This window comes from Neobacillus soli NBRC 102451 (assembly GCF_001591665.1).
Classification (GTDB): domain Bacteria; phylum Bacillota; class Bacilli; order Bacillales; family Cytobacillaceae; genus Neobacillus; species Neobacillus soli.
This window is the reverse complement of sequence record NZ_BCVI01000067.1, coordinates 1-24,445: the sequence shown is the minus strand read 5'-3', so window position 1 is coordinate 24,445 and position 24,445 is coordinate 1. Positions and strand designations below refer to the sequence as shown.

25 protein-coding genes are annotated in these 24,445 nt (G+C 45.3%); 24 read left to right on the top strand and 1 reads right to left on the bottom strand.

All coding sequences use genetic code 11. The features are described from left to right. Window positions 1-105 precede the first annotated feature (105 nt). Both prfA and prmC read left to right on the top strand, forming a co-directional pair. On the top strand, window positions 106-1,179 hold the full coding sequence (gene prfA, locus BSO02S_RS22570; RefSeq protein WP_066072996.1) for a peptide chain release factor 1: 1,074 nt from the start codon (window positions 106-108) through the stop codon (window positions 1,177-1,179). Then, window positions 1,172-2,131 (top strand): peptide chain release factor N(5)-glutamine methyltransferase, encoded by a 960-nt coding sequence (gene prmC, locus BSO02S_RS22565; protein ID WP_066072994.1) that lies wholly within the window; start codon window positions 1,172-1,174, stop codon window positions 2,129-2,131. Before prfA ends, prmC begins: the two co-directional genes overlap by 8 nt. Before the next feature lie 148 nt (window positions 2,132-2,279). On the opposite strand, the gene BSO02S_RS22560 is transcribed toward prmC, so the two are convergent. Then, on the bottom strand, window positions 2,280-2,843 hold the full coding sequence (locus BSO02S_RS22560) for a CBO0543 family protein (protein WP_066072991.1): 564 nt from the start codon (window positions 2,841-2,843) through the stop codon (window positions 2,280-2,282). Window positions 2,844-3,125: 282 nt separating this feature from the next. On the opposite strand from BSO02S_RS22560, the gene spoIIR reads away from it, so the two are divergent. From spoIIR to BSO02S_RS22440, 22 genes are all read left to right on the top strand, one after another. Beyond that, window positions 3,126-4,028 (top strand): stage II sporulation protein R, encoded by a 903-nt coding sequence (spoIIR, locus tag BSO02S_RS22555; RefSeq protein ID WP_066073029.1) that lies wholly within the window; start codon window positions 3,126-3,128, stop codon window positions 4,026-4,028. A gap of 192 nt (window positions 4,029-4,220) precedes the next feature. Beyond that, window positions 4,221-4,667: a GNAT family N-acetyltransferase gene (locus tag BSO02S_RS22550; RefSeq protein ID WP_066072989.1), complete on the top strand. Its 447-nt coding sequence runs from the start codon at window positions 4,221-4,223 to the stop codon at window positions 4,665-4,667. A gap of 184 nt (window positions 4,668-4,851) precedes the next feature. Continuing rightward, complete coding sequence (locus tag BSO02S_RS22545) at window positions 4,852-5,895, top strand: L-threonylcarbamoyladenylate synthase (RefSeq protein WP_066072987.1); 1,044 nt, start codon at window positions 4,852-4,854, stop codon at window positions 5,893-5,895. Window positions 5,896-6,029: 134 nt separating this feature from the next. Continuing rightward, complete coding sequence (locus BSO02S_RS22540) at window positions 6,030-6,587, top strand: manganese efflux pump MntP (RefSeq protein ID WP_066072985.1); 558 nt, start codon at window positions 6,030-6,032, stop codon at window positions 6,585-6,587. A gap of 179 nt (window positions 6,588-6,766) precedes the next feature. Continuing rightward, a complete protein-coding gene (locus tag BSO02S_RS22535) occupies window positions 6,767-7,207 on the top strand; it encodes a low molecular weight protein arginine phosphatase (protein ID WP_084375143.1) in 441 nt (146 codons plus the stop codon). 172 nt (window positions 7,208-7,379) lie between these two features. Continuing rightward, a complete protein-coding gene (rpiB, locus tag BSO02S_RS22530; RefSeq protein ID WP_066072984.1) occupies window positions 7,380-7,826 on the top strand; it encodes a ribose 5-phosphate isomerase B in 447 nt (148 codons plus the stop codon). A gap of 147 nt (window positions 7,827-7,973) precedes the next feature. Next, window positions 7,974-8,540 (top strand): TIGR01440 family protein, encoded by a 567-nt coding sequence (locus BSO02S_RS22525; RefSeq protein WP_066072982.1) that lies wholly within the window; start codon window positions 7,974-7,976, stop codon window positions 8,538-8,540. A 167-nt stretch (window positions 8,541-8,707) separates the two neighbouring features. Beyond that, window positions 8,708-9,949, top strand: coding sequence for a serine hydroxymethyltransferase (gene glyA, locus BSO02S_RS22520; RefSeq protein WP_066072979.1), 1,242 nt, complete (start codon window positions 8,708-8,710; stop codon window positions 9,947-9,949). Window positions 9,950-10,104: 155 nt separating this feature from the next. Beyond that, window positions 10,105-10,734, top strand: coding sequence for a uracil phosphoribosyltransferase (gene upp, locus BSO02S_RS22515; protein ID WP_066072977.1), 630 nt, complete (start codon window positions 10,105-10,107; stop codon window positions 10,732-10,734). A 420-nt stretch (window positions 10,735-11,154) separates the two neighbouring features. Further along, window positions 11,155-12,174, top strand: a complete 1,020-nt coding sequence (locus BSO02S_RS22505; RefSeq protein ID WP_169802788.1) for a nuclease-related domain-containing protein — start codon at window positions 11,155-11,157, stop codon at window positions 12,172-12,174. 66 nt (window positions 12,175-12,240) lie between these two features. Next, a complete protein-coding gene (locus BSO02S_RS22500) occupies window positions 12,241-14,457 on the top strand; it encodes a S8 family serine peptidase (protein WP_066072971.1) in 2,217 nt (738 codons plus the stop codon). 412 nt (window positions 14,458-14,869) lie between these two features. After that, a complete protein-coding gene (locus tag BSO02S_RS22495; protein WP_066072969.1) occupies window positions 14,870-15,244 on the top strand; it encodes an ATP synthase subunit I in 375 nt (124 codons plus the stop codon). Between the two features lie 21 nt (window positions 15,245-15,265). Next, window positions 15,266-15,979 (top strand): F0F1 ATP synthase subunit A, encoded by a 714-nt coding sequence (gene atpB / locus BSO02S_RS22490; RefSeq protein ID WP_066072967.1) that lies wholly within the window; start codon window positions 15,266-15,268, stop codon window positions 15,977-15,979. A gap of 65 nt (window positions 15,980-16,044) precedes the next feature. After that, window positions 16,045-16,260, top strand: a complete 216-nt coding sequence (gene atpE, locus BSO02S_RS22485; protein ID WP_066072966.1) for a F0F1 ATP synthase subunit C — start codon at window positions 16,045-16,047, stop codon at window positions 16,258-16,260. Window positions 16,261-16,469: 209 nt separating this feature from the next. Next, on the top strand, window positions 16,470-16,988 hold the full coding sequence (locus tag BSO02S_RS22480; RefSeq protein ID WP_066072962.1) for a F0F1 ATP synthase subunit B: 519 nt from the start codon (window positions 16,470-16,472) through the stop codon (window positions 16,986-16,988). Then, window positions 16,985-17,521, top strand: coding sequence for a F0F1 ATP synthase subunit delta (locus tag BSO02S_RS22475; protein WP_066072960.1), 537 nt, complete (start codon window positions 16,985-16,987; stop codon window positions 17,519-17,521). Before BSO02S_RS22480 ends, BSO02S_RS22475 begins: the two co-directional genes overlap by 4 nt. A gap of 24 nt (window positions 17,522-17,545) precedes the next feature. Further along, entirely contained in the window at window positions 17,546-19,054 is a 1,509-nt protein-coding gene (gene atpA / locus BSO02S_RS22470) for a F0F1 ATP synthase subunit alpha (protein ID WP_066072959.1), read from the top strand. Between the two features lie 122 nt (window positions 19,055-19,176). Beyond that, a complete protein-coding gene (atpG, locus tag BSO02S_RS22465; protein ID WP_066072957.1) occupies window positions 19,177-20,034 on the top strand; it encodes an ATP synthase F1 subunit gamma in 858 nt (285 codons plus the stop codon). A gap of 217 nt (window positions 20,035-20,251) precedes the next feature. Further along, window positions 20,252-21,673, top strand: coding sequence for a F0F1 ATP synthase subunit beta (gene atpD, locus BSO02S_RS22460; protein WP_066072954.1), 1,422 nt, complete (start codon window positions 20,252-20,254; stop codon window positions 21,671-21,673). 21 nt (window positions 21,674-21,694) lie between these two features. Further along, window positions 21,695-22,102, top strand: coding sequence for a F0F1 ATP synthase subunit epsilon (locus BSO02S_RS22455; RefSeq protein ID WP_066072952.1), 408 nt, complete (start codon window positions 21,695-21,697; stop codon window positions 22,100-22,102). A gap of 1,308 nt (window positions 22,103-23,410) precedes the next feature. Next, entirely contained in the window at window positions 23,411-23,785 is a 375-nt protein-coding gene (locus tag BSO02S_RS22445; RefSeq protein ID WP_066072948.1) for an NADH-quinone oxidoreductase subunit A, read from the top strand. Next, window positions 23,776-24,288, top strand: coding sequence for a NuoB/complex I 20 kDa subunit family protein (locus tag BSO02S_RS22440; RefSeq protein ID WP_066072947.1), 513 nt, complete (start codon window positions 23,776-23,778; stop codon window positions 24,286-24,288). The genes BSO02S_RS22445 and BSO02S_RS22440 overlap by 10 nt, the downstream gene beginning before the upstream one ends. The last annotated feature ends 157 nt before the right edge of the window (window positions 24,289-24,445 follow it).

Below are 24,445 nucleotides of genomic sequence, written 5' to 3'. Positions count from 1 at the left end.
TTACATTCCCCAACAAAAATTTTTCTTGTGCAATTTGGTTTTGACGGAGGTTTCGGCCTATACTATAATTAGAATGTTATGGACTAAAAACTGAGGTGAATATCTGTGTTTGATCGTCTTCAATCGGTGGAAGATCGCTATGAAAAGTTGAATGAGCTTTTGAGCGACCCGCAAATTATTAATGATTCAAAGAAACTTCGTGAGTTTTCGAAGGAACAATCTGATATACAAGAGACTGTGCAAACGTATCGGGAGTATAAACAGGCCCGCGCGGCGCTTTCGGAAGCGAAGGCGATGCTTGATGAGAAGCTTGATGCGGATATGCGTGAGATGGTGAAGGAAGAAGTTAGTGAACTGGATGCGCAAATTGTGGAATTGGAAGCGAAGATGAAGGTTTTGCTGATTCCGAAGGATCCGAATGATGACAAAAACGTTATCTTTGAAATCCGTGGGGCTGCCGGCGGAGATGAGGCGGCGCTGTTTGCGGGTAGTTTGTACCGGATGTACAGCCGTTATGCGGAGGCGCAGGGCTGGAAGACGGATTTGATTGATGCAAACCCGACAGGTCTGGGCGGCTTTAAAGAGATAAGCTTTATGATCAATGGGACGGGGGCTTATTCGAAGTTGAAGTTTGAGAACGGCGCTCATCGTGTTCAGCGTGTGCCGGAAACAGAGTCAGGCGGCAGGATTCATACGTCGACGGCGACGGTTGTTTGTTTGCCGGAAGCGGAAGAACTTGAGGTGGAGATTCACGATAAGGATATCCGTTTTGATGCGTTTGCTTCGAGTGGTGCCGGCGGGCAGTCTGTTAACACGACGATGTCAGCGGTCCGGTTGACGCATATTCCGACGGGGATTGTGGTTTCGATTCAGGATGAGAAGTCGCAGCATAAGAACAAAGACAAGGCGATGAAGGTATTGCGGGCGCGTGTCTATGATAAGTTCCAGCAGGAGGCGCAGGCGGAATATGATTCTGTCCGTAAATCGGCTGTTGGTACCGGTGACCGTTCGGAGCGGATTCGCACGTATAATTTTCCGCAAAACCGGGTGACTGACCACCGGATCGGCTTAACCATTCAAAAGCTCGATCAAATTTTGGAAGGTAAGCTTGATGATGTCATTGATGCGCTGATTATGGATGATCAGGCACGCAGACTGGATAGTGCATCTAATGAATAAAAAAGTATTTGAAGCTCTGAAATGGGCTTCTTCTTTTTTAGTTGGAGCTGGCCGGGAAGAGAATGCGGGGGAGCTCCTGCTTAGGCATTTCACGGGGATGTCACGGGCGCAGTTGTTTGCGAATCTGCGTGAGGATTTAGCTTTGGGTGTGTGGGAGGCGTTTGAAAAGGCGGTCTTGCGGCATGCGGAGGGTGTGCCGGTTCAGTATCTCATCGGTTCAGAGGAGTTTTACGGGCGCACGTTTGCTGTCAACGAAGCGGTGTTAATCCCGAGGCCGGAAACAGAGGAACTCGTCTACGGAACACTCGAGAGAATGAAGCGGCTTTTCGAGGGACAGCTGGAAATTAAACTGGCGGATATCGGCACAGGCAGCGGCGCCATCGCGATAACACTGAAGCTGGAGGAGCCGACGCTTTGGGTGTCAGGCACCGGGTGTCCGCCTGGGACGGATAAGTGTCTTTCTGTGGTGCCTGACACCAATACTACTGTGAAGCCATTGTTAATGGTGTCAGGCACCGATATTTCGGCGGATTCGCTTGCGGTTGCGATGGAGAATGCGGCGCGGCTTGGGGCGGATGTTGAGTTTCTTCACGGGGATTTGCTGGGGCCGTTTATTGAGAGCGGCGAGCGGCTGGATGTGGTTGTTTCGAATCCGCCTTATATTCCTCTCGCTGATATCACGACGATGTCTGAGGTGGTGACGGGGCATGAGCCGCACCGGGCTCTGTTTGCGGGCGAGGACGGTTTGGATTTTTACCGCCGTTTTATGGTCGAGCTCCCACAGGTACTGGCATCGCGCGCTCTGGTTGGGTTTGAAATTGGGGCCGGTCAGGGTGAAGCGGTAGCGGAGCTTTTTAAAAAGGCTTTTACGAATGTGAAGGTAGAAATTGTTAATGATATAAACGGTAAGGATCGAATGGTGTTTGCGGAGGTGGGCTTTGGGGACAACTAACCCTTCATGAGGACAGGCAAACGAGGAAGACCCGCCCTATTTGCCCTCATAACCCCCCAAGGGGACTGCAAAACTGTAAGTAGCACCCAAGTTGTCCTTATGAATCCTTTTCATGAGGACAACAAAATTTTGTTAACATACAAAGTGATTATTTGTCAGATATTGATTTTTGCCCATTAATCTTACTGAACCAAAGAGCGACATAGTATAAAAATAAATAAATACAAAAGTCATAAATGGATAACCAATTTTTGGGGTCGTAAAAATGAATGAAGACAAAAAATTTCATGGCCCCAAAGGCAGCAAGTAAAGCGAATATAGCCCCTTTTAAAAGTGAATTGACTTTTGGCTTTATTTGAAGCACAAACATCATGGACACAGGGACTAACGAAAAATGATAAGGCAGCAGTAGCAACGGTGCTACGGGTAAAAATTTCATTGGATAGCTCCATAACCCTAATGTAACCGCTATAAGGTCAATGACGATAGATAAAATAATTGTGATCAACCCGCCGGTAAGTAACCTGGCGGTGCTGTCTTTTTTTCTAAATAAAAGCCAGATAATCCATGGGACGATAAATAAGACAATCCCGAACCACCACTGCCATGTAAAGAGATAGTTATTCATAACTGCATCGGACATGAATTTATTTCCTTCGATAATCAGCTCCGTGCCTTTATTCGTTTTTTCAATTCCTTCCATAAATGCCATTCTTCAAGCCAACCCCTTATAAAAATAATGATGGTGCATACAGGAATTTTGGAGTTTTTTCTTACCTATGGTTAATCTTTCTAATTTCGCTCCAATTTATTACTTTTTTTTTCAGGGGAGAGATTTTCTTGGGCGAATTATGGAAAGAGAGAAATGATTATGTGGCTAAAAGAGACGTCACATGAATGATTTATTGGCCCTTGCAAAAATATTAAAATTTACTAGTTTAAGATTCTGGCATTTTGCCCACAATGAGGATAGCGAAGGGACGGTGCTATGAAGATGCGAAGCAAAATGGTGGTTTGGGGATATCTAATCGTTTTATCATTGGGAACGATTTTGAGTTTATATATGCCGAAGACGGAAGCGGCTGCGAAGGAATCGATTGTGATTCCGGGGGAGGCGATTCGGCTTCGGATACTGGCGAATAGTGATTTTGAGTCGGATCAGGCGATTAAGCGCAAGGTGCGCGATGCGGTTAACGCGCAGATTACACTTTGGGTTCAGGATTTAACTTCGATGAAAAAAGCAAGAACGGTCATTAATGCGAAGCTCCCGGAAATTCAGGCGATTGCCGAAAAAGTAGTCCGCGAACGCGGGTCAGACCAATCGGTGAAGGTGGAGTTCGGTAAGGTTCAATTCCCGACGAAGTTATATGGTCAATATTTATACCCAGCAGGAGAGTATCAGGCGATTTTAATAACCTTGGGGAAGGGTGAAGGGGCGAACTGGTGGTGCGTGCTTTATCCGCCATTATGCTTCCTTGATTTTTCAAATGGAGTGGCTGTGAGTGCCGGTTTTGATGGAAAAGAGAAAGTGAAGGCCGAAAGCGCTCCGAGAGAGGTAGAAACGGCAGCGGATCAGGAAGCGGACGAGGAACTAGGTCAGGAAGCGGCGGCAGACCAAGAATCGGACCGAGAACTGGTCCAGGAAACGGTATCGGACAAGGAGTCGGTTGCAATGGATCTCCCTGAAAAAGAGGAAAAAGCCATGATGAAGGAAAATGTAGATGGAGCGGACCACAAGAGCAGCCTGGATCAACAAACGGCAGCACTGGATGAAGAAGGAGTAAAAAAGCCGAAAAAGCAGGCGAAAAGGACTGCTTCCTTGTACACAGCGGAAGACGAGGAGCCGGTGAAGGTGAAGTTCTTTATCGTCGAGATGTGGGAGAAAATTTTTAACTAAGCCAGTCCAAAAACGGGACTGGCTTTTTTGGCTAATAAAACGGAACGCATGGATCGCGAGTTTTCTTTCCATCCAGGACCTAGCGCTTATTGAATATCGCAAAAAATTTTAATAGATTCCCAAGGCGGCCTGTTCTATTCTTCCTATTTTTTCATAGTAATAGAGTAGAATCTAAAAAATGAGGTGGAATGAATGCAGGCGTTAATTCGCAGGGCTAATTCGCAGGATTTGAGCAGGTTAAGAGAGTTCCTTTCGAGAGCAAAGCTTGGGACAGATGGACTAACGATGGATACAATCAACTATTTTTTATTGCTAGAGACGGAGGATGGGACATTAAAGGGCTCGCTTGGCATGGAGGCAATGACTGAATTCGGGCTATTGCGCTCGCTTGTTGTCACACCGGGACAAGCGGAAAAAGAAATCTTCATTCTTTTTGATCAAATGGTGCAATTAGCAAAAGAAAAAGGATTGCAGGGCTTATTTTTGGCAACGAATAAAAGTGCAGCCCTTCCATTCTTTGAATTATTGGGCTTTCAGGTGGTCGGACGGGAGGAATTGCCCACAGAATTTTATCATTCTGAACATATTCGACACGTATTAAATGTGGATAACTCGTTATTTTTAAAATTTTCGCTATAATTGTGGATATACCCACAAAGTTATCCACCTTTTCCGGATAGTTATGCACAAATTGTGGATAAGGCTTGTATTTATACCGGCCTTCTTTTATACTTTCAAACGTATTGATAGAAAAATATGAGTCTTTCCGTCTAATTTCGCCAAATTTCGATAAAAGACTCATCGACGATAAAGGTGGATAACTATGAACACATTGGTCTGGAAAGTGGATAAGTATGTGGATAATCTTGAAAATAATCCACATGTTGTGGATGCAGCAAATCTTTTGCGGGAAAATGAAGTGGTCGCCCTGCCGACGGAGACCGTTTATGGTCTTGGCGGCAACGCGGAAAACGATGAAGCGGTGGCGAAAATTTTTGCTGCTAAGGGCAGGCCAGTTGATAATCCGTTAATTATTCACATTGCTGATAAAGAGCAGCTTAGCCGGTTTGTGGATGAAGTTCCTTTGGTGGCTAAGAAGTTAATGGATGCCTTCTGGCCGGGGCCGCTGACGATAATTTTTAAAAGGAAAGCAGGCGTTCTTTCGGAATTAGCAACTGCCGGTCTGGAGACTGTTGCGGTACGGATGCCGGACCACCCGGTCGCCCTCGCGTTGTTGAAAAAGTGTGGATTGCCGATTGCTGCACCGAGTGCCAACAGCTCGGGTAAACCGAGTCCAACCAACGCCGGGCATGTCATTGACGATTTAAACGGGAAAATTGCCGGTGTCCTCGACGGCGGAGCAACAGGGGTTGGCGTCGAATCAACGGTTGTCGATTGCACCGAGCCGGTTCCAGTCATTTTAAGACCAGGCGGTGTGACAAAGGAGGAGCTTGAAGCCGTCGTCGGCGAAGTCCGTGTCGATGCAGCGTTAACGAACGAAGGGGCAAAGCCGAAAGCACCGGGCATGAAATATCGCCACTACGCGCCAAACGCACCGCTCTTTATGGTGTCAGGCACCACTGCTTTTCTCCAAAGTCTTATAGAAGAAAAGCAGCGGGAAGGCTTGCGAGTCGGGGTGTTGACGACGGAGGAAAACGTCGGAGCGTATCATGCCGATCTAGTGCTGGTCTGTGGGAAGCGGGCTGCGCTAGAGACAGTCGCCACAGCACTTTATGAAACATTACGCCAGTTTAATAAGGGAAACGTCGATATCATTTATAGTGAAATCTTTCCGAATACTGGTGTGGGGTATGCCATTATGAACCGCCTCCAGAAAGCGGCAGGAAATAAACTAATTACAGAATAAAGAATAAACACCAGGTGTCCACCGGGGACGGACTGGTGTTTTTTTGTGGTGTCAGGCACCACGTCGTTTTGACTTCTAATTCGGTTTGGACGTGCATATGCTTAAGCAGAGTTAGTCCAAGGCGGGTGAAGAGAATGACGGAAATGGTTGGAGAAATTGTAACACTGGTAATTATGGCGGTAGCGCTCGGGATGGATGCCTTTTCGGTAGGGCTTGGCATGGGCATGTACCAGCTCCGGCTGAGGGAAGTTTTTAAAATCGGTCTGACGATTGGCTTATTCCATGTCTGGATGCCGCTCGTCGGAATGATTGCCGGCAAATTCTTATCAGATAAGTTTGGTGCGTTTGCGACCTTTATCGGCGGCTTGTTGTTAATCGTATTAGGCGTGCAGATGGTTTGGTCAAGCCTGAAAAAAGGGGACGAAAAGGTCATTACGCCGGTTGGCTTTGGCTTACTTTTGTTCGCCTTAAGTGTAAGCCTTGACAGTTTTTCCGTCGGTCTGACCTTAGGCATTTACGGGGCAAAAACGGTTATGGTTATTTTATGCTTCGGAATCGTGGCAACGGTGCAAACGTGGGCCGGGCTTCTGATCGGACAAAAGGTACAGGGCTGGATTGGGGCGTATAGCGAAGCACTGGGCGGCGCTATATTACTCGGGTTTGGCTTAAAACTGCTCGCCCCCTTCTGGTAGTGGAATTTCTGGAAAATTTGCTTGTGAGGCGGCTATGGAAAATAATCGAATTAAATACATAGGTAAACGGGGTAGGGGGCGGTCTTCGAAAATCGCGCCCTTTTTAGAAAGCGGAATAATGGCAACGGTTGGAATTACGGGGCGTTTCGCTTTATAATAAGGGAAAGGGGGCTGACACTTTGGAACGCATTTTGTTTGTATGTACGGGTAATACGTGCCGGAGCCCAATGGCCGAAGCAATTTTGAAAAATAAACACCTCGCTGGTATCGAAGTGAGGTCGGCGGGAATTCATGCTGCGGATGGCAGTGAGGCATCGGCGCATGCAAAACAGGTACTTAGTGACAAGCAAATTTCACAACAGCATCGCTCAAGCCTGTTAACCACTCGAGAGGTCGACTGGGCTGACCTCATCTTAACAATGACCTCCTCGCACAAATTCGCGATTGTGCACCAGTACCCGCATGCGGGCGAGAAGGTGTTTACCTTAAAGGAATACACGGGTGAAAGGTTCAATCACGATGTCGTCGACCCATACGGTGGAACAAAGGCGATGTATGAAGCAACCTATCAAGAGCTAGAAGCATTAATTGACAAGGCGATTGGAAGACTAAACTCGTAACTGAATTTTACGGCAGGGCATTTGGGGATTTTTAGCTGAAGCAGTATGGTAAATTCATCTTAATGGATGCTCTCTACAAATAGAGGGCTTTTATTTTTGCTGGAACTTTAAATTTTGGGAGCAGTGTGTCAAAATGAAAAGCAGATTAATGGAATAAGAAGGAGGTTTTTTCATGAAGGTGGCACTAGCATCAGATCACGGCGGGATTCATATTCGCAAGGAGATTGCCAATTTACTTACTGAATTAAAAATTGACTACGTCGATTTTGGCTGCGATTGTGAAACATCGGTCGATTACCCGGATTATGCGCTGCCCGTTGCCGAAAAGGTGGCGGCCGGTGAGTTTGACAGGGGGATATTAATTTGCGGGACAGGCATTGGCATGAGCATAACGGCCAACAAGGTGAAAGGAATTCGCTGTGCGCTTGTCCATGACACCTTTAGCGCGAGGGCAACAAGGAACCACAATGATTCCAACATGCTTGCCATGGGCGAACGCGTCATTGGCCCAGGCTTAGCCAGGGATATTGCTGAAATCTGGCTGACCGGAGAATTTGAAGGCGGCCGTCATGCGAATCGGATTGGAAAAATTACGGAGTACGAGGATAAGCACCTTTAAAACTTTCATGTTCATGGGAGCAGAATAAAGGCGGTGTGTGCGAAGCCAATTGTTGTACGGCGCGGGTTAACGAAGAGTTTATGGAGGAATCCGGCAGTCGGCGGTTGCTTAGCTCTGCCTCTTTTCAAACAGGAAGGGACGAGGCCAATGATTGATGTATGGGAAAAAGAACTGGAAACGGTCATTACAGAATTCAAAGAGGTTGCCGCGTTTAAGCCGGGCCAGCTGCTGGTCATCGGATGCAGCACAAGCGAGGTAATTGGCGAACGAATCGGGACTTCAGGTACCTTCGAAGTGGCTGAAATGATTTTTCGCGTATTGAAAAAATTGCAGGTGGAAACGGGTATTCAACTAGCCTTCCAATGCTGCGAGCATTTAAACCGGGCATTGGTCATCGAACGCTCGGCTGCCAATGAACGTGGCTTTGATGAGGTTTCCGTTGTTCCTGTCCGGAAGGCGGGCGGGGCGATGGCTACCCATGCCTATGGGCAAATGGACGATGCCGTCGTGGTGGAGTTTATCAAAGCCGACGCCGGGATTGATATCGGTAATACGCTGATTGGGATGCACCTGAAACATGTGGCCGTACCGGTCCGTGTCAAACAAAAAAATATCGGCCACGCCCATGTCACCCTGGCAAAAGTGCGCCCCAAACTAATCGGCGGTGCCAGAGCTGTCTACGAGCGGGGCCCGGACCAATTGAGCTGTACATAAAACCGATGCGGTGTCAGGCACCATTTGTCAGCTATCGCCTGTCGTTAGATTGTTAATGGTGTCAGGCACCACAGTTTATTTTTCATTTGGGTGAGAAATGTGGTATTATGAAGATGGAATTTTCAAATTGTTTACGGTTTCATACATATAAAGGGGGATTTTTTGTCATGAAGCATTTGTCTCAAGCGGACGAGCAGGTTTTCCAAGCAATTCAACAGGAGTTAGGCCGCCAGCGTTCGAAAATCGAATTAATTGCCTCAGAAAACTTTGTCAGTGAAGCAGTTATGGAGGCACAGGGGTCCGTTTTAACAAATAAATATGCGGAAGGCTATCCAGGCCGGCGCTATTATGGCGGCTGTGAATATGTGGATATCGTTGAGGACTTAGCCCGCAATCGTGCCAAAGAAATTTTCGGGGCAGAATACGTAAACGTGCAGCCACACTCGGGCGCGCAGGCGAATATGGCTGTTTATTTTACAGTCCTAGAGCAGGGCGATACCGTACTGGGCATGAACTTGTCACACGGCGGTCACTTAACACACGGCAGCCCGGTTAACTTCAGTGGTATCCAATATAACTTTGTTGAATATGGTGTCGACGAAACCACACACCTCATCAATTATGAGGATGTCCGTGAAAAAGCACTCACACACAAGCCGAAGATGATTGTGGCCGGTGCCAGCGCCTACCCGCGTGAAATTGATTTTGCCAAGTTCCGAGAAATTGCCGATGAAGTCGGCGCCTACCTAATGGTGGATATGGCGCACATCGCCGGTCTTGTTGCGGCAGGCCTGCACCAAAATCCGGTTCCATACGCGGATTTTGTAACAACGACAACGCATAAAACATTGCGCGGTCCGCGCGGCGGGATGATCCTTTGCAAAGAGGAATTTGGCAAGAAAATTGATAAATCGATCTTCCCAGGGATTCAGGGCGGTCCGCTTATGCACGTTATTGCAGCAAAAGCTGTTGCTTTTGGTGAAGCACTCGAGGACAGCTTTAAAGAATACGCTGCCGATATTATCGCCAATGCCAAGCGCTTAGCGGAAAGTCTTCAAAAAGAAGGTCTGAAGCTCGTTTCTGGCGGGACGGATAACCATTTGCTCTTGGTCGATGTTCAGACTCTTAACCTGACAGGCAAAGTGGCTGAAAAGGTACTTGATGAAATTGGCATCACCGTGAACAAAAACACGATCCCGTTTGACCCGCAAAGCCCGTTTGTAACGAGCGGAATCCGCATCGGTACGGCGGCAGTTACAAGCCGCGGCTTCGGTTTAGAGGAAATGGACGAAATTGCTTCGATCATTGCTTTCACATTGAAAAATCATGAAGATGCGGCCAAGCTTGAGGAAGCGCAAGGACGCGTTGAAGCATTAACAAGCAAATTTACGCTTTATCCAGAATATTAATCAACTAAGAATCGGCCCATCTATATAGGGCCGATTTTTTTAAAAAGTCTTACTATTGTTGGGGCCGGTTTCTGATTTGCTCATTGTGGTTTTTTTCTGTAAAATTACTAGAAGTGCTTAATTGAGCAATTATTTTTTGAAAAGGGGCGATTATTGTGGCTAAGGTATACGTTTTCGACCATCCACTTATCCAGCATAAACTAACATATATCCGCGATAAAAATACCGGAACGAAAGAGTTTCGCGAGTTGGTTGATGAAGTGGCAACATTGATGGCGTTTGAAATCACTAGGGATATGTCGCTTGAGGATATTAATATCGAAACACCAGTCTGCCAGACAAAGTCGAAAGTTCTTTCCGGGAAAAAAGTCGGCGTGGTTCCGATTTTACGGGCAGGTATCGGAATGGTCGATGGAATATTAAAGCTAATTCCAGCTGCAAAAGTAGGGCATATCGGGCTGTACCGCGACCCTGAAACATTGATGCCGGTTGAGTATTATATCAAGCTTCCAAGTGATGTAGAAGAGCGCGAATTCATTGTCGTTGATCCAATGCTGGCAACAGGCGGTTCCGCGATTGAAGCGATCCGCTCGCTTAAGAAGCGCGGCGCTAAAAATATCAAATTTATGTGTCTAATCGCCGCACCAGAGGGCGTTGAGGCCGTGAAGGCAGAGCATCCAGACGTCGATATCTACATCGCCGCCCTCGATGAGAAATTAAATGACCATGGCTACATCGTACCAGGCCTTGGCGATGCCGGGGACCGGTTGTTTGGGACAAAATAAATTTTTTGGGGAAAGTCGAGTGCTGGGGCGCTCGGCTTTTTTTGATTTTAACATTTAAGGGTGGGTGTTTTTTTGGTAAAAAATGTCTAAATAGACAAAACACCTTGAAAAATATACAAAACCCTTTGAAAAATAAACATAACCATTAAAAAATGTACAAAAGCCTCTGAAAAATGGACAAAACCCCCTAAAAAATAGACAAAACTCCGACAAGAACAAAAATGAATAGAATAAAGAACAAAATTTACCTCAATTCCAAGAGTTCCACCCATAGAAATGAGAAAAAACATAAAAAATTACCTCAAAACCTTTTAAAAAAAAACCAAAAGGGAAAATTCACAATTTGTCCTTAATATTTAGGAAGGGGATTGACGTTCCACATCGAAATTATCAATGAATCTATTAAATGAGGTGATGGGAATGGTCGTTTTGGAACTAATGTTACCAATTGCAGCCTATCAATGTATGGCCTTACTGCGCAGGCTGCCGAAAAATCATCCAAGCAGGCCTATTATTGAAAGAGATTTAAAATCGTGGCTGAAGGGATATTACGGTGAGAAAGAATGTAGCTATTATCTTTCGCTTTTGCCCGAAGAGCAATATTACATTTTTCATGGTCTTAGGCTTACCGATAAGAAGGAATTTCAAATTGATTTACTGATACTTTGCCAGAGGTTTGCCTTAATTGCCGAAGTGAAAAATCTATCCAAGAAGTTAATTTTTAAAAAGGAATCAAATTCTGTAACGAAGGAATTCAATAATGAAGAAGAAGGCATTTCGAATCCGATTCTTCAGGTGAAAAGGCAGAAAATACAATTCGTAAATTGGCTTGGAAAAGTGCAGATGAAGGGTTTACCAATTGAAAGATTGGTCGTCATCAGTAAAACAACGACGAAAATAGAAACCACCCCGAATAATCTTCAAATTTTTAATGAGTTAATATATGCGGAATCACTACTCGACAAACTGGAAGAGCTGGAAATGAAGTATGGAAAACCCACGTTTAATAAAAGGAAAATTGGCCAATTAGTTGACCTTCTTTTAGCCCACCATCATACACCTATTCCTGATATTCTTCAAAAATACAAATTAGCAAAAGATGATATTAGATCTGGGGTTTTATGCCCGAAGTGTCAAACTGTCGAGATGAGCTATTACTCAGGGAAATGGCATTGTCTAAAATGTCAGCTTGCCTCCAAAACAGCATATTTTCAAGCTGTCGATGATTATTTCCTCCTTATCAATCCAACGATAACAAGAAAGCAATTCGGTGAGTTTTTACATATAGAGCACACTCTTATCGCTGGGAACTTATTGCGAGCGCTCAACCTCACGTCTACCGGATCCAAACGAGGCACATCCTATTCACTTCCGAAAAACCAGCTGCTATGTCCACTAGATGAGCTGGGAATAAACCTTTACAATGTGCCAGTCAGATGAAAGGATATTAAATTGCATACTTTCCCCACTCAAAGAAAACGCTATGAAAAAAGGGGAAATTCTCACATGAAACTTCTGCTGGCCTTACTTCTCGCCTTTCAAACTTCCAAGACACTCATCCACCCGCCGATTCCTAAATCAACAGAAGACACGGTCGCAATCATCATTTTGGAAAAACCACAATCCCAACAGGAAATCAACCAGCTTATCCGCCCCTATAAGGACGTCAAGCTGCGTCGTGTTTTCCGTGAAGCGCTTGATGGCTTTTCTGTCCAAGGCAGCCCAGCGGCAATTGCTAGGCTTGCCGGTGGCAGCAAACAAATCGTCAACGTTTCGCCGGTGACGCAGTATCAGGTGGAGGCTGAGGAAAGCATCAAGATTATTGGCGGTGAAGAGGTTCGCAGTTTTTTTAATAAAAAGAATGAACGCTTGACAGGCAAAGGTGTGACGGTCGGGGTCATTGATACCGGCGTTGATTATAACCACCCTGACCTGAAGCGCAACTATTCGGGTGGCCATGATCTCGTTGACAACGACCGCGACCCGATGGAAACACTCGCTAAAGGCAAAGCGACCATCCACGGTACGCATGTCGCCGGCATTATTGCGGCCAATGGAAAAATTAAGGGCGTTGCTCCGGAAGCGAAGATTATCGCCTACCGTGCGCTCGGGCCCGGCGGGGGCGGGACCACCGAGCAGGTGCTCGCAGCGATTGATCAGGCAATCAAGGATAAAGTCGATATTGTCAATCTATCGCTTGGGAATGATATAAACGGACCCGACCTGCCAATCAGCTTTGCCTTGAATAAAGCGGTCGACAAAGGGATTGTCGCCGTCGCTGCATCCGGAAATTCCGGGCCGAATATTTGGACGGTTGGCTCGCCGGGGACAGCCTCGAAGGCGATTTCGGTTGGGGCCTCGACCCCGACGCTGGAAATCCCCTCGCTATTAATAGAAGGAAGCCGGGAAAAACTGCGGATCCAGCCGATGGAGGGCTCGGCCAAGTGGGCCATGGACCGCAGCCTCATTGTTGCCGATGGCGGAATCGGCCGGAAACGGGAATTGAAAAATGTCCAAGGGAAAATTGCCCTCATTCAAAGAGGAACATTAACCTTTTCGGAAAAAGCAGAGAATGCCCGCGCCGCGGGGGCAAAGGCAGTGTTAATCTACAATAATATGAGCGGCGGCTTCATGGGCAACCTCGATACCCATATGACGCTCCCTGTCGGATCACTCACGAAGGGTGACGGAGTTATTTTACAAAAGGCATTAAAAAAACAAGGTGCGGCGGCTCGGGTCTTGGTCAGCGAAGAACGGGACCGGCTCGCGGATTTTAGCTCGAGGGGGCCTGTGACGGGAACGTGGGAAATTAAGCCGGATATTGTGGCACCTGGTGTGGCCATTAATTCGACGGTTCCGGGCGGCTATTTGTCCTTGCAGGGGACAAGTATGGCGGCGCCGCATGTGGCCGGGGCGTGTGCGTTAATTAAGCAGGCGCACCCGGACTGGACGCCGGTGCAAATTAAGGCGGCATTGATGAATACGGCGAAACCGCTGGCGAGCACTGGAGAAAGCACAGCGGGGATGCACCAAAATGGGTATTATCGTACGTACGAACAGGGAGCGGGGCGGATCCAGGTTGATGATGCGGTCCAATCGACATCGCTGGTCACGCCGAGCAGTGTCAGGTTTGGAAAGTTCACGGCCGAGGGCGATATCCATAAGGTTGTATTGCATGTGGAGAATGTGAGTGAGCGTGCCCAGCGGTATTCTTTTACGATTCCGCACCAGGTGGAGGGGCTTTCGTGGCGTTTTCCGTTATCGTTTACGCTTGAGCCGAAGCAGAGAAAGGCGGTAGCGGTTGAGTTAACAGTTGATCCACAGTTGTTTAAAGGGAAGATTCATGATGGCTATCTAAGTTTACAGGCTGGTTCCGCCGTCATTCAAATCCCGTATTTGTATGTGCTTGCGGAGCCGGGCTATCCACGGGTGATGGGCTTTGACTTTGGCGAGGGCGATCAGCCGGGGCAGTACAGGTATGAGGTTTATTTGCCCGGCGGGGCGGAGGAATTTGGAATTGCCCTGTTTACGCCAGAGGATTACCGCTTTATCGGCTTTTTAGATAGCAGGACAAATGTGAAAAAGGGATTAATCCGCACCGAGATTCCAGCCGAGAAGCTTCCGGAACCGGGGTCTTACCTTGTGAAGGTGTTTGCGAAAAAGGCGAATAAAGAGGATTTTATTGAAAGAATGATTATGATTAAGAAAGAAGAGAAGGACTAGGACACAAAAACAGGGCTGGGATAATTTTAATCCCAGCCCAAATTTGCATTAATGTTCACAAAATAGACACATTATCGTCAAAAATTAGTCAAGATTTACACTACAATTAAAGTGTAAACTGGAAATGAAAAGTGGAAGAAATTATCGGGAATTGTTTGTGGATTAATTCACTTAAACTCATTGACATTAAAAGATGCCTATTGTATGCTAACAAAGGGTGTAAATGATAGGGTTTTCATAATGTTGAAATAATATTCACATGCTGCAAACAACCTCTATCAATTTCCAAATACCGTATTGGGGTACCGAACAAATTTTCTTAATTCTCGGATTGTTCCATAAGTCTACGGCAGGTATTTATTCCACGAATGCACTCTGGTCCGTTACTACTTTTCAGGAGATAAAACCAACCATGCCGGAAATTCAAGTAATGTTTGCAAGACAGCGAAGATGGATGTTTTCTTTATTATCTATTTATGTACTTGGCTGGGGGTTCACGTCATATCAATCGGTCTTTTTGGGATTGGTTTTTGGGACGAGTTTGGGCCTTTTTAATTTGTGGTTAATGGCGAGAAAGATGAATAAGTTTGGTGAATCCGTTTCACAGGGAAAAAGGGTTCGATCACTTGGGTCTTTTTCAAGGTTTGCAACGGCGGCCCTGGCCGTGATAGTTTCGATGAGGTATCCAGAGGATCTTCACCTCATTAGTGTAGTGATAGGTTTAATGACATCCTATATTGTCATGATAATAGATTTTTTTATTCAATCATTGCATTCACATAAATAGTGGAAAGTGAGGTGAACACTGTTGGAACACAAAGCTCCAATAGTAAGATACTTTGGACTCAGCTTTAATTTGGCTGACATGTTAATGATAACCATCGCAAGTGCCGTTGTCTTCTTGATTGCTGTCCTATCGACGCGTAAGCTGGCCATGAAGCCGACCGGCGTCCAGAATTTCATGGAATGGGTCATGGATTTTGTGAAGAACATCATTAACAGTACGATGGATTGGAAAACCGGTGGACGATTTCATATTCTTGGAATTACCATCATAATGTATGTCTTTGTCGCTAATATGCTGGGGCTGCCATTTTCAATCGAAATCAATCATACACTTTGGTGGAAATCACCGACGGCCGATCCAGGAGTTACGCTGACACTGGCGGTATTGGTAGTGGGATTATCCCATTATTATGGTGTCAAAATGAAAGGGACAGCTGCCTACGGGAAAGAATTCTTTAAACCGTTTTGGTTCATGTTCCCAATCAAGATTATTGAAGAGTTTGCTAATACGCTGACTCTCGGTCTCCGTCTTTACGGAAACATTTACGCGGGTGAGATTTTACTTGCTTTACTCGCAGGCGGTCTTGCACAATCCGGACATTTCGGCTGGCTTGCCGCAGCAGTACCGATGCTCGCATGGCAGGGCTTCTCAGTCTTTGTTGGCGCCATTCAAGCATTTATTTTCACCATGTTAACAATGGTTTACTTGTCTCACAAGGTAAGTACTGACCATTAATATAACCGTTCATTTTATGGACAAAAAAATAAATGATTTATACATTTTAAGGAGGAAATTTTACAATGGGTGTTATAGCAGCAGCAATTGCAATCGGTTTAGCAGCACTAGGTGCAGGTATCGGTAACGGTCTTATCGTTTCAAAAACAGTTGAAGGTATCGCTCGTCAGCCAGAAGCTCGCGGTATGCTTCAAACAACAATGTTCATCGGGGTTGCGTTAGTAGAGGCGATTCCTATTATCGCGGTTGTTATCGCGTTCATGGTACAAGGCGCGAAGTAATTTTTCCAATAAGCGTTCAAAAAATGGCGGAGACCCTTCGATGAGAACCTTCGCCATTCGTTTATGCCTATATTCATCGGGGCAATGGTGAAAATATCAACACCGCTCCGGGATAAACCATTCACAGTAATGCTAGTGAATTGACTATTGAAAATAATTCGATTGATATAAGTGTGTTGGACGACTCTTTGAAGGGAGTGAACTACGGGGTGTTAACAAGCAGTCTAGTATTAGGTGCAGCAATTCATGTTAATTACGGTACGATCCTTTTCCAATTAGTGATGTTTATCATCTTGATGTCGTTGCTGAAGAAGTTCGCATGGGGTCCATTGATGGGCATCATGAAAGAACGTGAAGATCATGTCGCGGGCGAAATAACCGCAGCTGAAAACAGCCGTCAAGAGGCGAAGAAACTTTTAGAAGAACAAAGAAGTTTGTTAAAAGAAGCGCGTAACGATGCCCAAAGCTTGATTGAATCAGCGAAAAAGCAAGGCGACATTCAGCGTGAAGAAATTATTGCCGCGTCTCGAACAGAGGCGGAGCGCATTAAAGAAGCGGCACGAGTAGAAATCGAGCTGCAGAAAGAAAAAGCAGTTGCCGCTATTCGTGAACAGGTTGCCTCATTATCTGTTTTAATTGCCTCTAAGGTAATTGAAAAGGAATTAAGTGCAGCAGATCAAGACAAACTGATTAACGAATATATCCAAGAGGCAGGAGAAAAGCGATGAGTAACTCCATGGTAGCAAAGCGCTACGCGTTGGCTCTTTTACAAATTGCAAGGGAAAAACAGCTTCTTAGTGTCATCGAAGAAGATCTTCGGGTCGTAAGGGAAGTTGCTGAATCCAATCCTGAATTACAAGCGGTGTTAAAATCAGCCAAGCTTTCCCTTGATAAGAAAAAGGAGATTGTAACGCAGGCTTTCGCAGCAGTTAATGTCAATGTATTGAATACATTGTTGATCTTAATCGACCGCCACCGTGAAGATGAAATCACAGCTGTGGCAAATGAATTTATTGACCTTGCAAATGAGGAAATGGGCATCGCCGAGGCAGTTGTGCACAGTACACGTGCGCTTTCAGCTGCTGAGCGTGACACATTATCGGCCGTATTTGCAGCCAAAATTGGCAAGAAATCATTAAAGATTGAAAATATTGTAGATTCCAACTTGCTTGGCGGTGTCCGCCTCCGCATTGGAAACCGAATATATGACGGGTCCTTAAAAGGCAAACTCGATCGTTTAGAACGTAAATTGCTAGGCTAAGATTCGTAGATAGGGGTGAAACGCATGAGCATCAAAGCTGAAGAAATTAGTGCCCTGATAAAAAAGCAAATTGAAGATTATCAGGCTGAAATTCAAGTGAGTGATGTCGGTACAGTTATCTCAATCGGTGACGGTATCGCTCGTGTTCATGGCCTCGACAATGTCATGGCTGGAGAACTTGTTGAATTTTCAAATGGCGTTATGGGTATGGCACAAAACCTAGAAGCAAATAACGTTGGTATTATCATCCTTGGACCTTTCACCGGGATTCGTGAAGGCGACGAAGTACGCCGTACAGGCCGCATCATGGAGGTTCCTGTTGGTGAAGGACTAATCGGACGTGTCGTTAACTCATTAGGACAACCAATCGATGGAATGGGTCCAATCAATACATCAAAAACTCGCCCTGTTGAAGCGGTTGCTTCTGGCGTTATGGCTCGTAAATCCGTTCACGAACCATTACAAACAGGTATTAAAGCGATTGACGCGCTTGTTCCAATCGGACGCGGTCAGCGTGAATTAATTATCGGTGACCGTCAAACAGGTAAAACATCTGTGGCCATCGATACAATCATCAACCAAAAAGGTCAAGATATGATTTGTATCTATGTCGCGATCGGACAAAAAGAATCAACAGTACGTGGTGCCGTAGAAACACTTCGTAAGAGCGGTGCATTAGATTATTCAATCGTTGTCTCAGCTTCTGCATCACAGCCGGCACCGATGCTATTCCTTGCACCATATGCAGGTGTTTCGATGGCAGAGGAATTTATGTACGCTGGCAAGCACGTCTTAATCGTCTATGATGATTTATCGAAACAAGCGGCTGCCTACCGTGAGCTTTCCTTGCTGCTTCGTCGTCCTCCAGGTCGTGAAGCTTATCCAGGGGATGTATTCTACTTGCACTCACGCTTACTTGAGCGTGCAGCTAAATTGAACGATACACTTGGTGCTGGTTCGATTACAGCTTTACCATTTATTGAAACACAGGCAGGTGACGTTTCTGCTTATATTCCAACAAACGTTATCTCCATCACAGATGGACAAATTTTCTTACAGTCAGACCTTTTCTTCTCCGGTGTTCGTCCGGCGATCAACGCAGGTCTTTCCGTATCACGTGTAGGTGGATCCGCGCAAATCAAAGCAATGAAGAAGGTTGCCGGTACACTGCGTCTTGACCTTGCTTCTTATCGTGAATTAGAGGCATTCTCTCAATTCGGTTCTGACCTTGATAAGGTAACACAAGCAAAGCTTAACCGTGGGGCACGTACGGTTGAAGTGCTTAAACAAGATTTACACAAGCCGCTAACTGTTGAAAAGCAAGTAGCGATCCTATATGCGTTAACACGCGGTTTCCTTGATGATATTCCATTGAAGGATGTCCGTCGTTTCGAATCAGAGTACCATAATTGGTTAGACCACAACCGCAAAGAGTTGTTAGACCATATTACAAAAACGAAGGACCTTCCTTCTGATGACGATATGGCTTCTGCAATCAACGACTTCAAAAAGACGTTTGCAGTTTCCGAATAATAGGGTCTGACATGTTGCTAAAGGGGTCTGACCCCACTTTCAACATTCAATATATATTGGATTAGATTTGTGGGGTCTGACCCCTCTAAAGAACATTCTTTGAAAAAGGGTGGTGAGAACCTATGGCTTCATTACGCGATATAAAAAATAGTATTAATTCTACGAAAAAGATGAGTCAGATTACGAAAGCAATGGAAATGACCTCGGCAGCTAAATGGAACCGTGCTGTGGTAAATGCAAAGGCATTTGTCCCTTACATGGAAAAAATCCAGGAAGTGACGGCATCGATTGCAATCGGCTCAAGTGACACGAGTCATCCGATGCTGACCCATCGCCCTGTTAAGAAAACAGGTTATATTGTTATGACTAGTGACTCAGGACTTGCTGGTGCGTTTAACAGTAACGTGATCCGCCGTGTCTTTCAAACCATCCAAAGCCGTCATCAGTCAAATGATGAGTTTGCGATTATTGCGATTGGACGCGTGGCACGTGACTTTTTTGCGAAACGCGGCATGAATGTGGTCCTCGAAATTACCGGGATACCGGCGCAGCCAAATTTTGCTGACATTCAAGACGTGACCCGCAATACGGTTGGCATGTTTGCCGATGGAACATTCGATGAACTTTATGTCTATTACAGTCATTATCTAAGTGCAATTTCACAGGAAGTGACCGAGAAGAAGCTCCTTCCACTATCGGATTTATCGACTTCTCATAAACTTATTTCTTATGAATTTGAGCCATCCGCAGAAGAGATTTTGAAAGTTCTCCTGCCACAATATGCAGAGAGCTTAATTTACGGTGCTCTTCTAGACAGCAAGGCAAGTGAGCATGCTGCCCGGATGACCGCAATGAGAAATGCAACCGATAATGCAAAAGAAATGATCAAAAACTACTCACTAATCTACAACCGTGCCCGTCAAGCAGCGATTACACAAGAAATCGCCGAAATCGTCGGCGGTGCGGCAGCATTAGAGTAGAAAAGCGGAAGCGCCTTGTCCAGGCGCTGCAGCTAGACAGTAAAACCTTTTTTAAAAAATGAACCCTGTTTAAGGGCCTTGATAAGTTTTGGTTAGGGAATGATTTAGTCGTTCCCTACTCCATGTTAAAACGAGTACAAGTATGGTGTGGTTTAAAGGTTCCATTTAAAAAGGAAGTTTTAAACCTCGCTGAAAGAGTATGTAAGGAGGGAATACGATGAATAAAGGACGCGTTCTTCAGATTATGGGTCCGGTAGTTGACGTAAAGTTCGACAATGGCCAGCTGCCTGAGATTTATAATGCATTAAGAGTTTCTAGCAAAGCGCATTCTGCTTCAGCAGTTGATATCAACTTAACCCTTGAAGTAGCCCTTCATTTAGGTGATGATACGGTTCGTACGATTGCGATGTCGACAACTGATGGCTTAACTCGCGGTGTGGAAGTTGAAGATACTGGTAGGCCTATTTCTGTTCCGGTTGGGGATGTAACGCTTGGCCGTGTATTTAACGTTTTAGGTGATGCGATTGACTTGAAAGAGGATGTACCGGTAAGTGCCCGCCGTGATTCGATTCACCGCGAAGCACCAACGTTTGAAGAACTTTCTACTGAGGTAGAAATTCTTGAAACTGGAATTAAGGTAGTTGACTTGCTTGCCCCATATATTAAGGGTGGTAAGATCGGACTATTTGGTGGTGCCGGTGTTGGTAAAACCGTTTTAATCCAGGAATTAATTAATAACATTGCTCAAGAGCATAGTGGTATTTCAGTTTTCGCCGGTGTTGGTGAACGTACACGTGAAGGTAATGACCTTTACCATGAAATGACAGACTCTGGCGTTATTAAGCAAACGGCGATGGTATTCGGACAAATGAACGAGCCGCCTGGTGCGCGTATGCGTGTGGCCTTGACTGGTTTGACAATGGCTGAATATTTCCGTGATGAGCAAGGACAAGACGTGTTATTGTTTATTGATAATATCTTCCGTTTCACACAAGCAGGTTCTGAGGTTTCTGCCCTTCTTGGCCGTATGCCATCTGCGGTAGGTTACCAGCCAACTCTTGCTACAGAAATGGGTAAATTGGAAGAGCGGATTACATCTACGAATAAAGGTTCTGTTACATCAATTCAAGCGATTTACGTTCCAGCCGATGACTATACGGATCCGGCTCCGGCAACAACTTTCGCCCACTTAGATGCAACAACAAACCTTGAGCGTAAGCTTTCTGAAATGGGTATCTACCCTGCGGTGGATCCATTAGCATCGACTTCTCGTGCCTTGTCACCGGATATCGTTGGCGAAGAGCATTATGAGGTTGCACGTCAAGTCCAATCGACTTTACAAAAATATCGTGAGTTACAGGATATCATTGCGATTCTTGGTATGGATGAACTTTCTGATGATGATAAGTTAGTCGTGCTCCGCGCACGTCGTATCCAAAACTTCTTATCACAAAATTTCCACGTGGCTGAACAGTTCACTAACCAGCCGGGATCTTATGTGCCTGTAAAAGAAACGGTTAAGGGCTTCAGAGAAATCCTTGACGGCAAATATGACCATCTTCCGGAAGATGCATTCCGTCTTGTTGGACGGATTGAAGATGTAATTGAGGCTGCCAAGCGTTTGGGTGTTGAAGTTTAAAACGACCGGGGAGGGTAAAAAATGAAGACGATTAAAGTCAGTGTTGTTACTCCCGATGGCCCGGTGTATGATTCAGATGTGGAAATGGTTAGTACCAAGGCTCAAAGTGGTGAGCTGGGAATTTTACCTGGTCACATTCCGATGGTGGCTCCGCTTGAAATTGGTGCCGTACGTCTCAAGAAAGAGGGCAAAACGGAATTTGTTGCGGTCAGTGGTGGATTTTTAGAGGTCCGTCCTGATCAGGTGACGATTCTTGCTCAATCGGCTGAGACAGCATCTCATATTGATGTGGAACGTGCCCAAAGAGCGAAGGAACGAGCAGAACAGCGTTTGCATGATCACAAACTCGATCATATCGATTTCAGACGTGCGGAGCTTGCCATGCAGCGTGCCATCAATCGCCTCGCCGTATCGGAAAGAAAGTTTTAATATTATTGTAAAAATTGTAAAACCCCTTCGGGCAGCAGTATTGCTGTTGAAGGGGTTTTTTGTTTTGTGCTTGGTGAGGTGTGTGGGTTTTTAGTATATACAAGATGTTTAAGTGACCAAAGCCAGTCTTGTGACTGGCTTTTTGAATAGTTTCAGGGTTGAAATTAGGGAGGAATGTAAAAATGTAAAGGTGGACAGTAAATCTTAAAAAGCGGACAGTAAATCCTCGAAAGTGGACAGTAAATCTTAAAAAGTGGACAGTAAATTGTTCAAAGTGGAGGGTAAAGAAGTGAAAATATAAAAAAGGTATCCTTGTGCACTAAAAGTAGTGGGGATGGAAGGAGTATGGCTGGTAAAAGGGGGTCGATGGAGGAAATCTGTTATGAATTTTTATTAAAATGGTAATTTAAAAAGGTTTGTGGGTGGAAATATGAAAAAACTAAAATGAAAGTTACCTGACCAGTCTTGCGACTGGCTTTTTAGGTGGTTTGTAGGTTGGATTTTAGGGAGAGGTTGATAAATGGCGCAAAGTAGTTGATAAAAGTTTAAAAGTGGTTGATATATTTCAGAGACGGTTGATATCGCGGCGGTAGTGGTTGATATAATGTTCAAATCGGTTGATAAAAGGCCTTGGGTTAAATATCGTGCAAAAGGTTACCCCAGCCAGCCTTCCATATGGGTTTTTAGATGGTAGATTAGGACTAGTTTTTGTTAAATCGGTATGATACGAGCGATTTTGCATAGTATTGTAGGGGATATGAATAAGGTTTGGTGAGTAGTAGTTTAGATTAGTAGCTGATACCTATTGGGTGCTGCGATGAAACAATGTGATGGCTTATTTTTAAAAAAATGACCATTAAATGACAAACCTCACTGACAATGGGACTATTATGTTGTTAAATAGGGGTTGTTGTCGAATTTTTGTGGTGTTGCCTTTGGGTTCTTGCGAATCCTGGGTTAGGCACGTCATCTCTGGGGAGATTTCGTGATGATTCTCCGCGAGATCACGCAAACGCTCAGGGGGCGGGGACCCCATGTCGATAAACCAATTCGGGTGTAAATTGAAAATTCTCTCGCCGGATGCTATCGCATCCTGTGCTTCAGCTGGGGCTGAAGCTTGCAAAATCCCCCATTGAAAAGTCTCTTTTGAGAGCGAGCTATCAAGAGCCTTTCAATGGGGAATTTTGCGGCGATAGAATTTCCATTTTAACTATTTTGGCTTGTCGACATGGGTTTGTAACAATGCTATAATGAATTCGGTTACAATATTCATTAGTATGAAAATTTACCACATTGGAGGGGATGGACATGGAACTTTTGAATGTATATCAGAATAATTATCTGATAGTCTTTGTGTTCCTATGTCTTGGGGTGTTGCTGCCGGTGGTGGCGTTATATTTAGGTAAGCTTTTGCGTCCGCATAAACCTAGTGATGCGAAGTATACCACATATGAGAGCGGTATTGAGCCATTTCACGATTCCCGTGTACAGTTCAATGTCCGCTATTATATTTTTGCCCTGATGTTTGTTATTTTTGATGTAGAAACAGTGTTTTTATATCCGTGGGCTGTGGCCTATAATAACCTAGGAATTTTTGCGTTAATTGAAATGTTAATTTTCGTGGTTATGCTATTAATTGGCCTAGTGTATGCCTGGAAGAAGAAGGTGCTACGATGGATCTAAAATTAGACAATATTTCACCACAGGAAATGGAAGAGTTACAGAGAAATGTATTTATGACTACGCTGGAGCAAATTAAAGCATGGGCGAGAAGCAGTTCGATCTACCCAATGACATTTGGTCTGGCTTGTTGTGCGATTGAAATGATGGGTGTCGGCGGGGCGAATTATGACTTGGACCGGTTTGGTTCATTTTTCCGGACGTCGCCGCGTCAGTCGGATTGTATGATTGTGTCTGGAACGGTGACGAAGAAGATGGCGCCAATTTTACGCCGTTTATATGATCAAATGCCTGAGCCAAAATGGGTAATCGCGATGGGTTCTTGTGCGACAGCAGGTGGGCCGTATGTTAAGTCTTATTCCGTCGTTAAGGGAGTCGATCAAATCGTTCCTGTCGATGTATACATACCTGGATGCCCTCCAAACCCAGCCGCTTTAATTTATGGAATTAATAAATTAAAGGAAAAGATTCGCTATGAGGCGAAGACTGGGAAGAAGGTGATCTAACCAATGAGTGGGGAAAAAGATCTCGAACAATTAAAGAAAGAGGCTGTTGAAAAGGCGAAGGCCGCGGCGATTGCGAAGCGTCAGGCGAAAGCAGCCGGTGAGGCAGCGCCAAAGCCGTCTGAGCCTGTAAAAGCCGAAGCACCACCTGCCCCGGCCG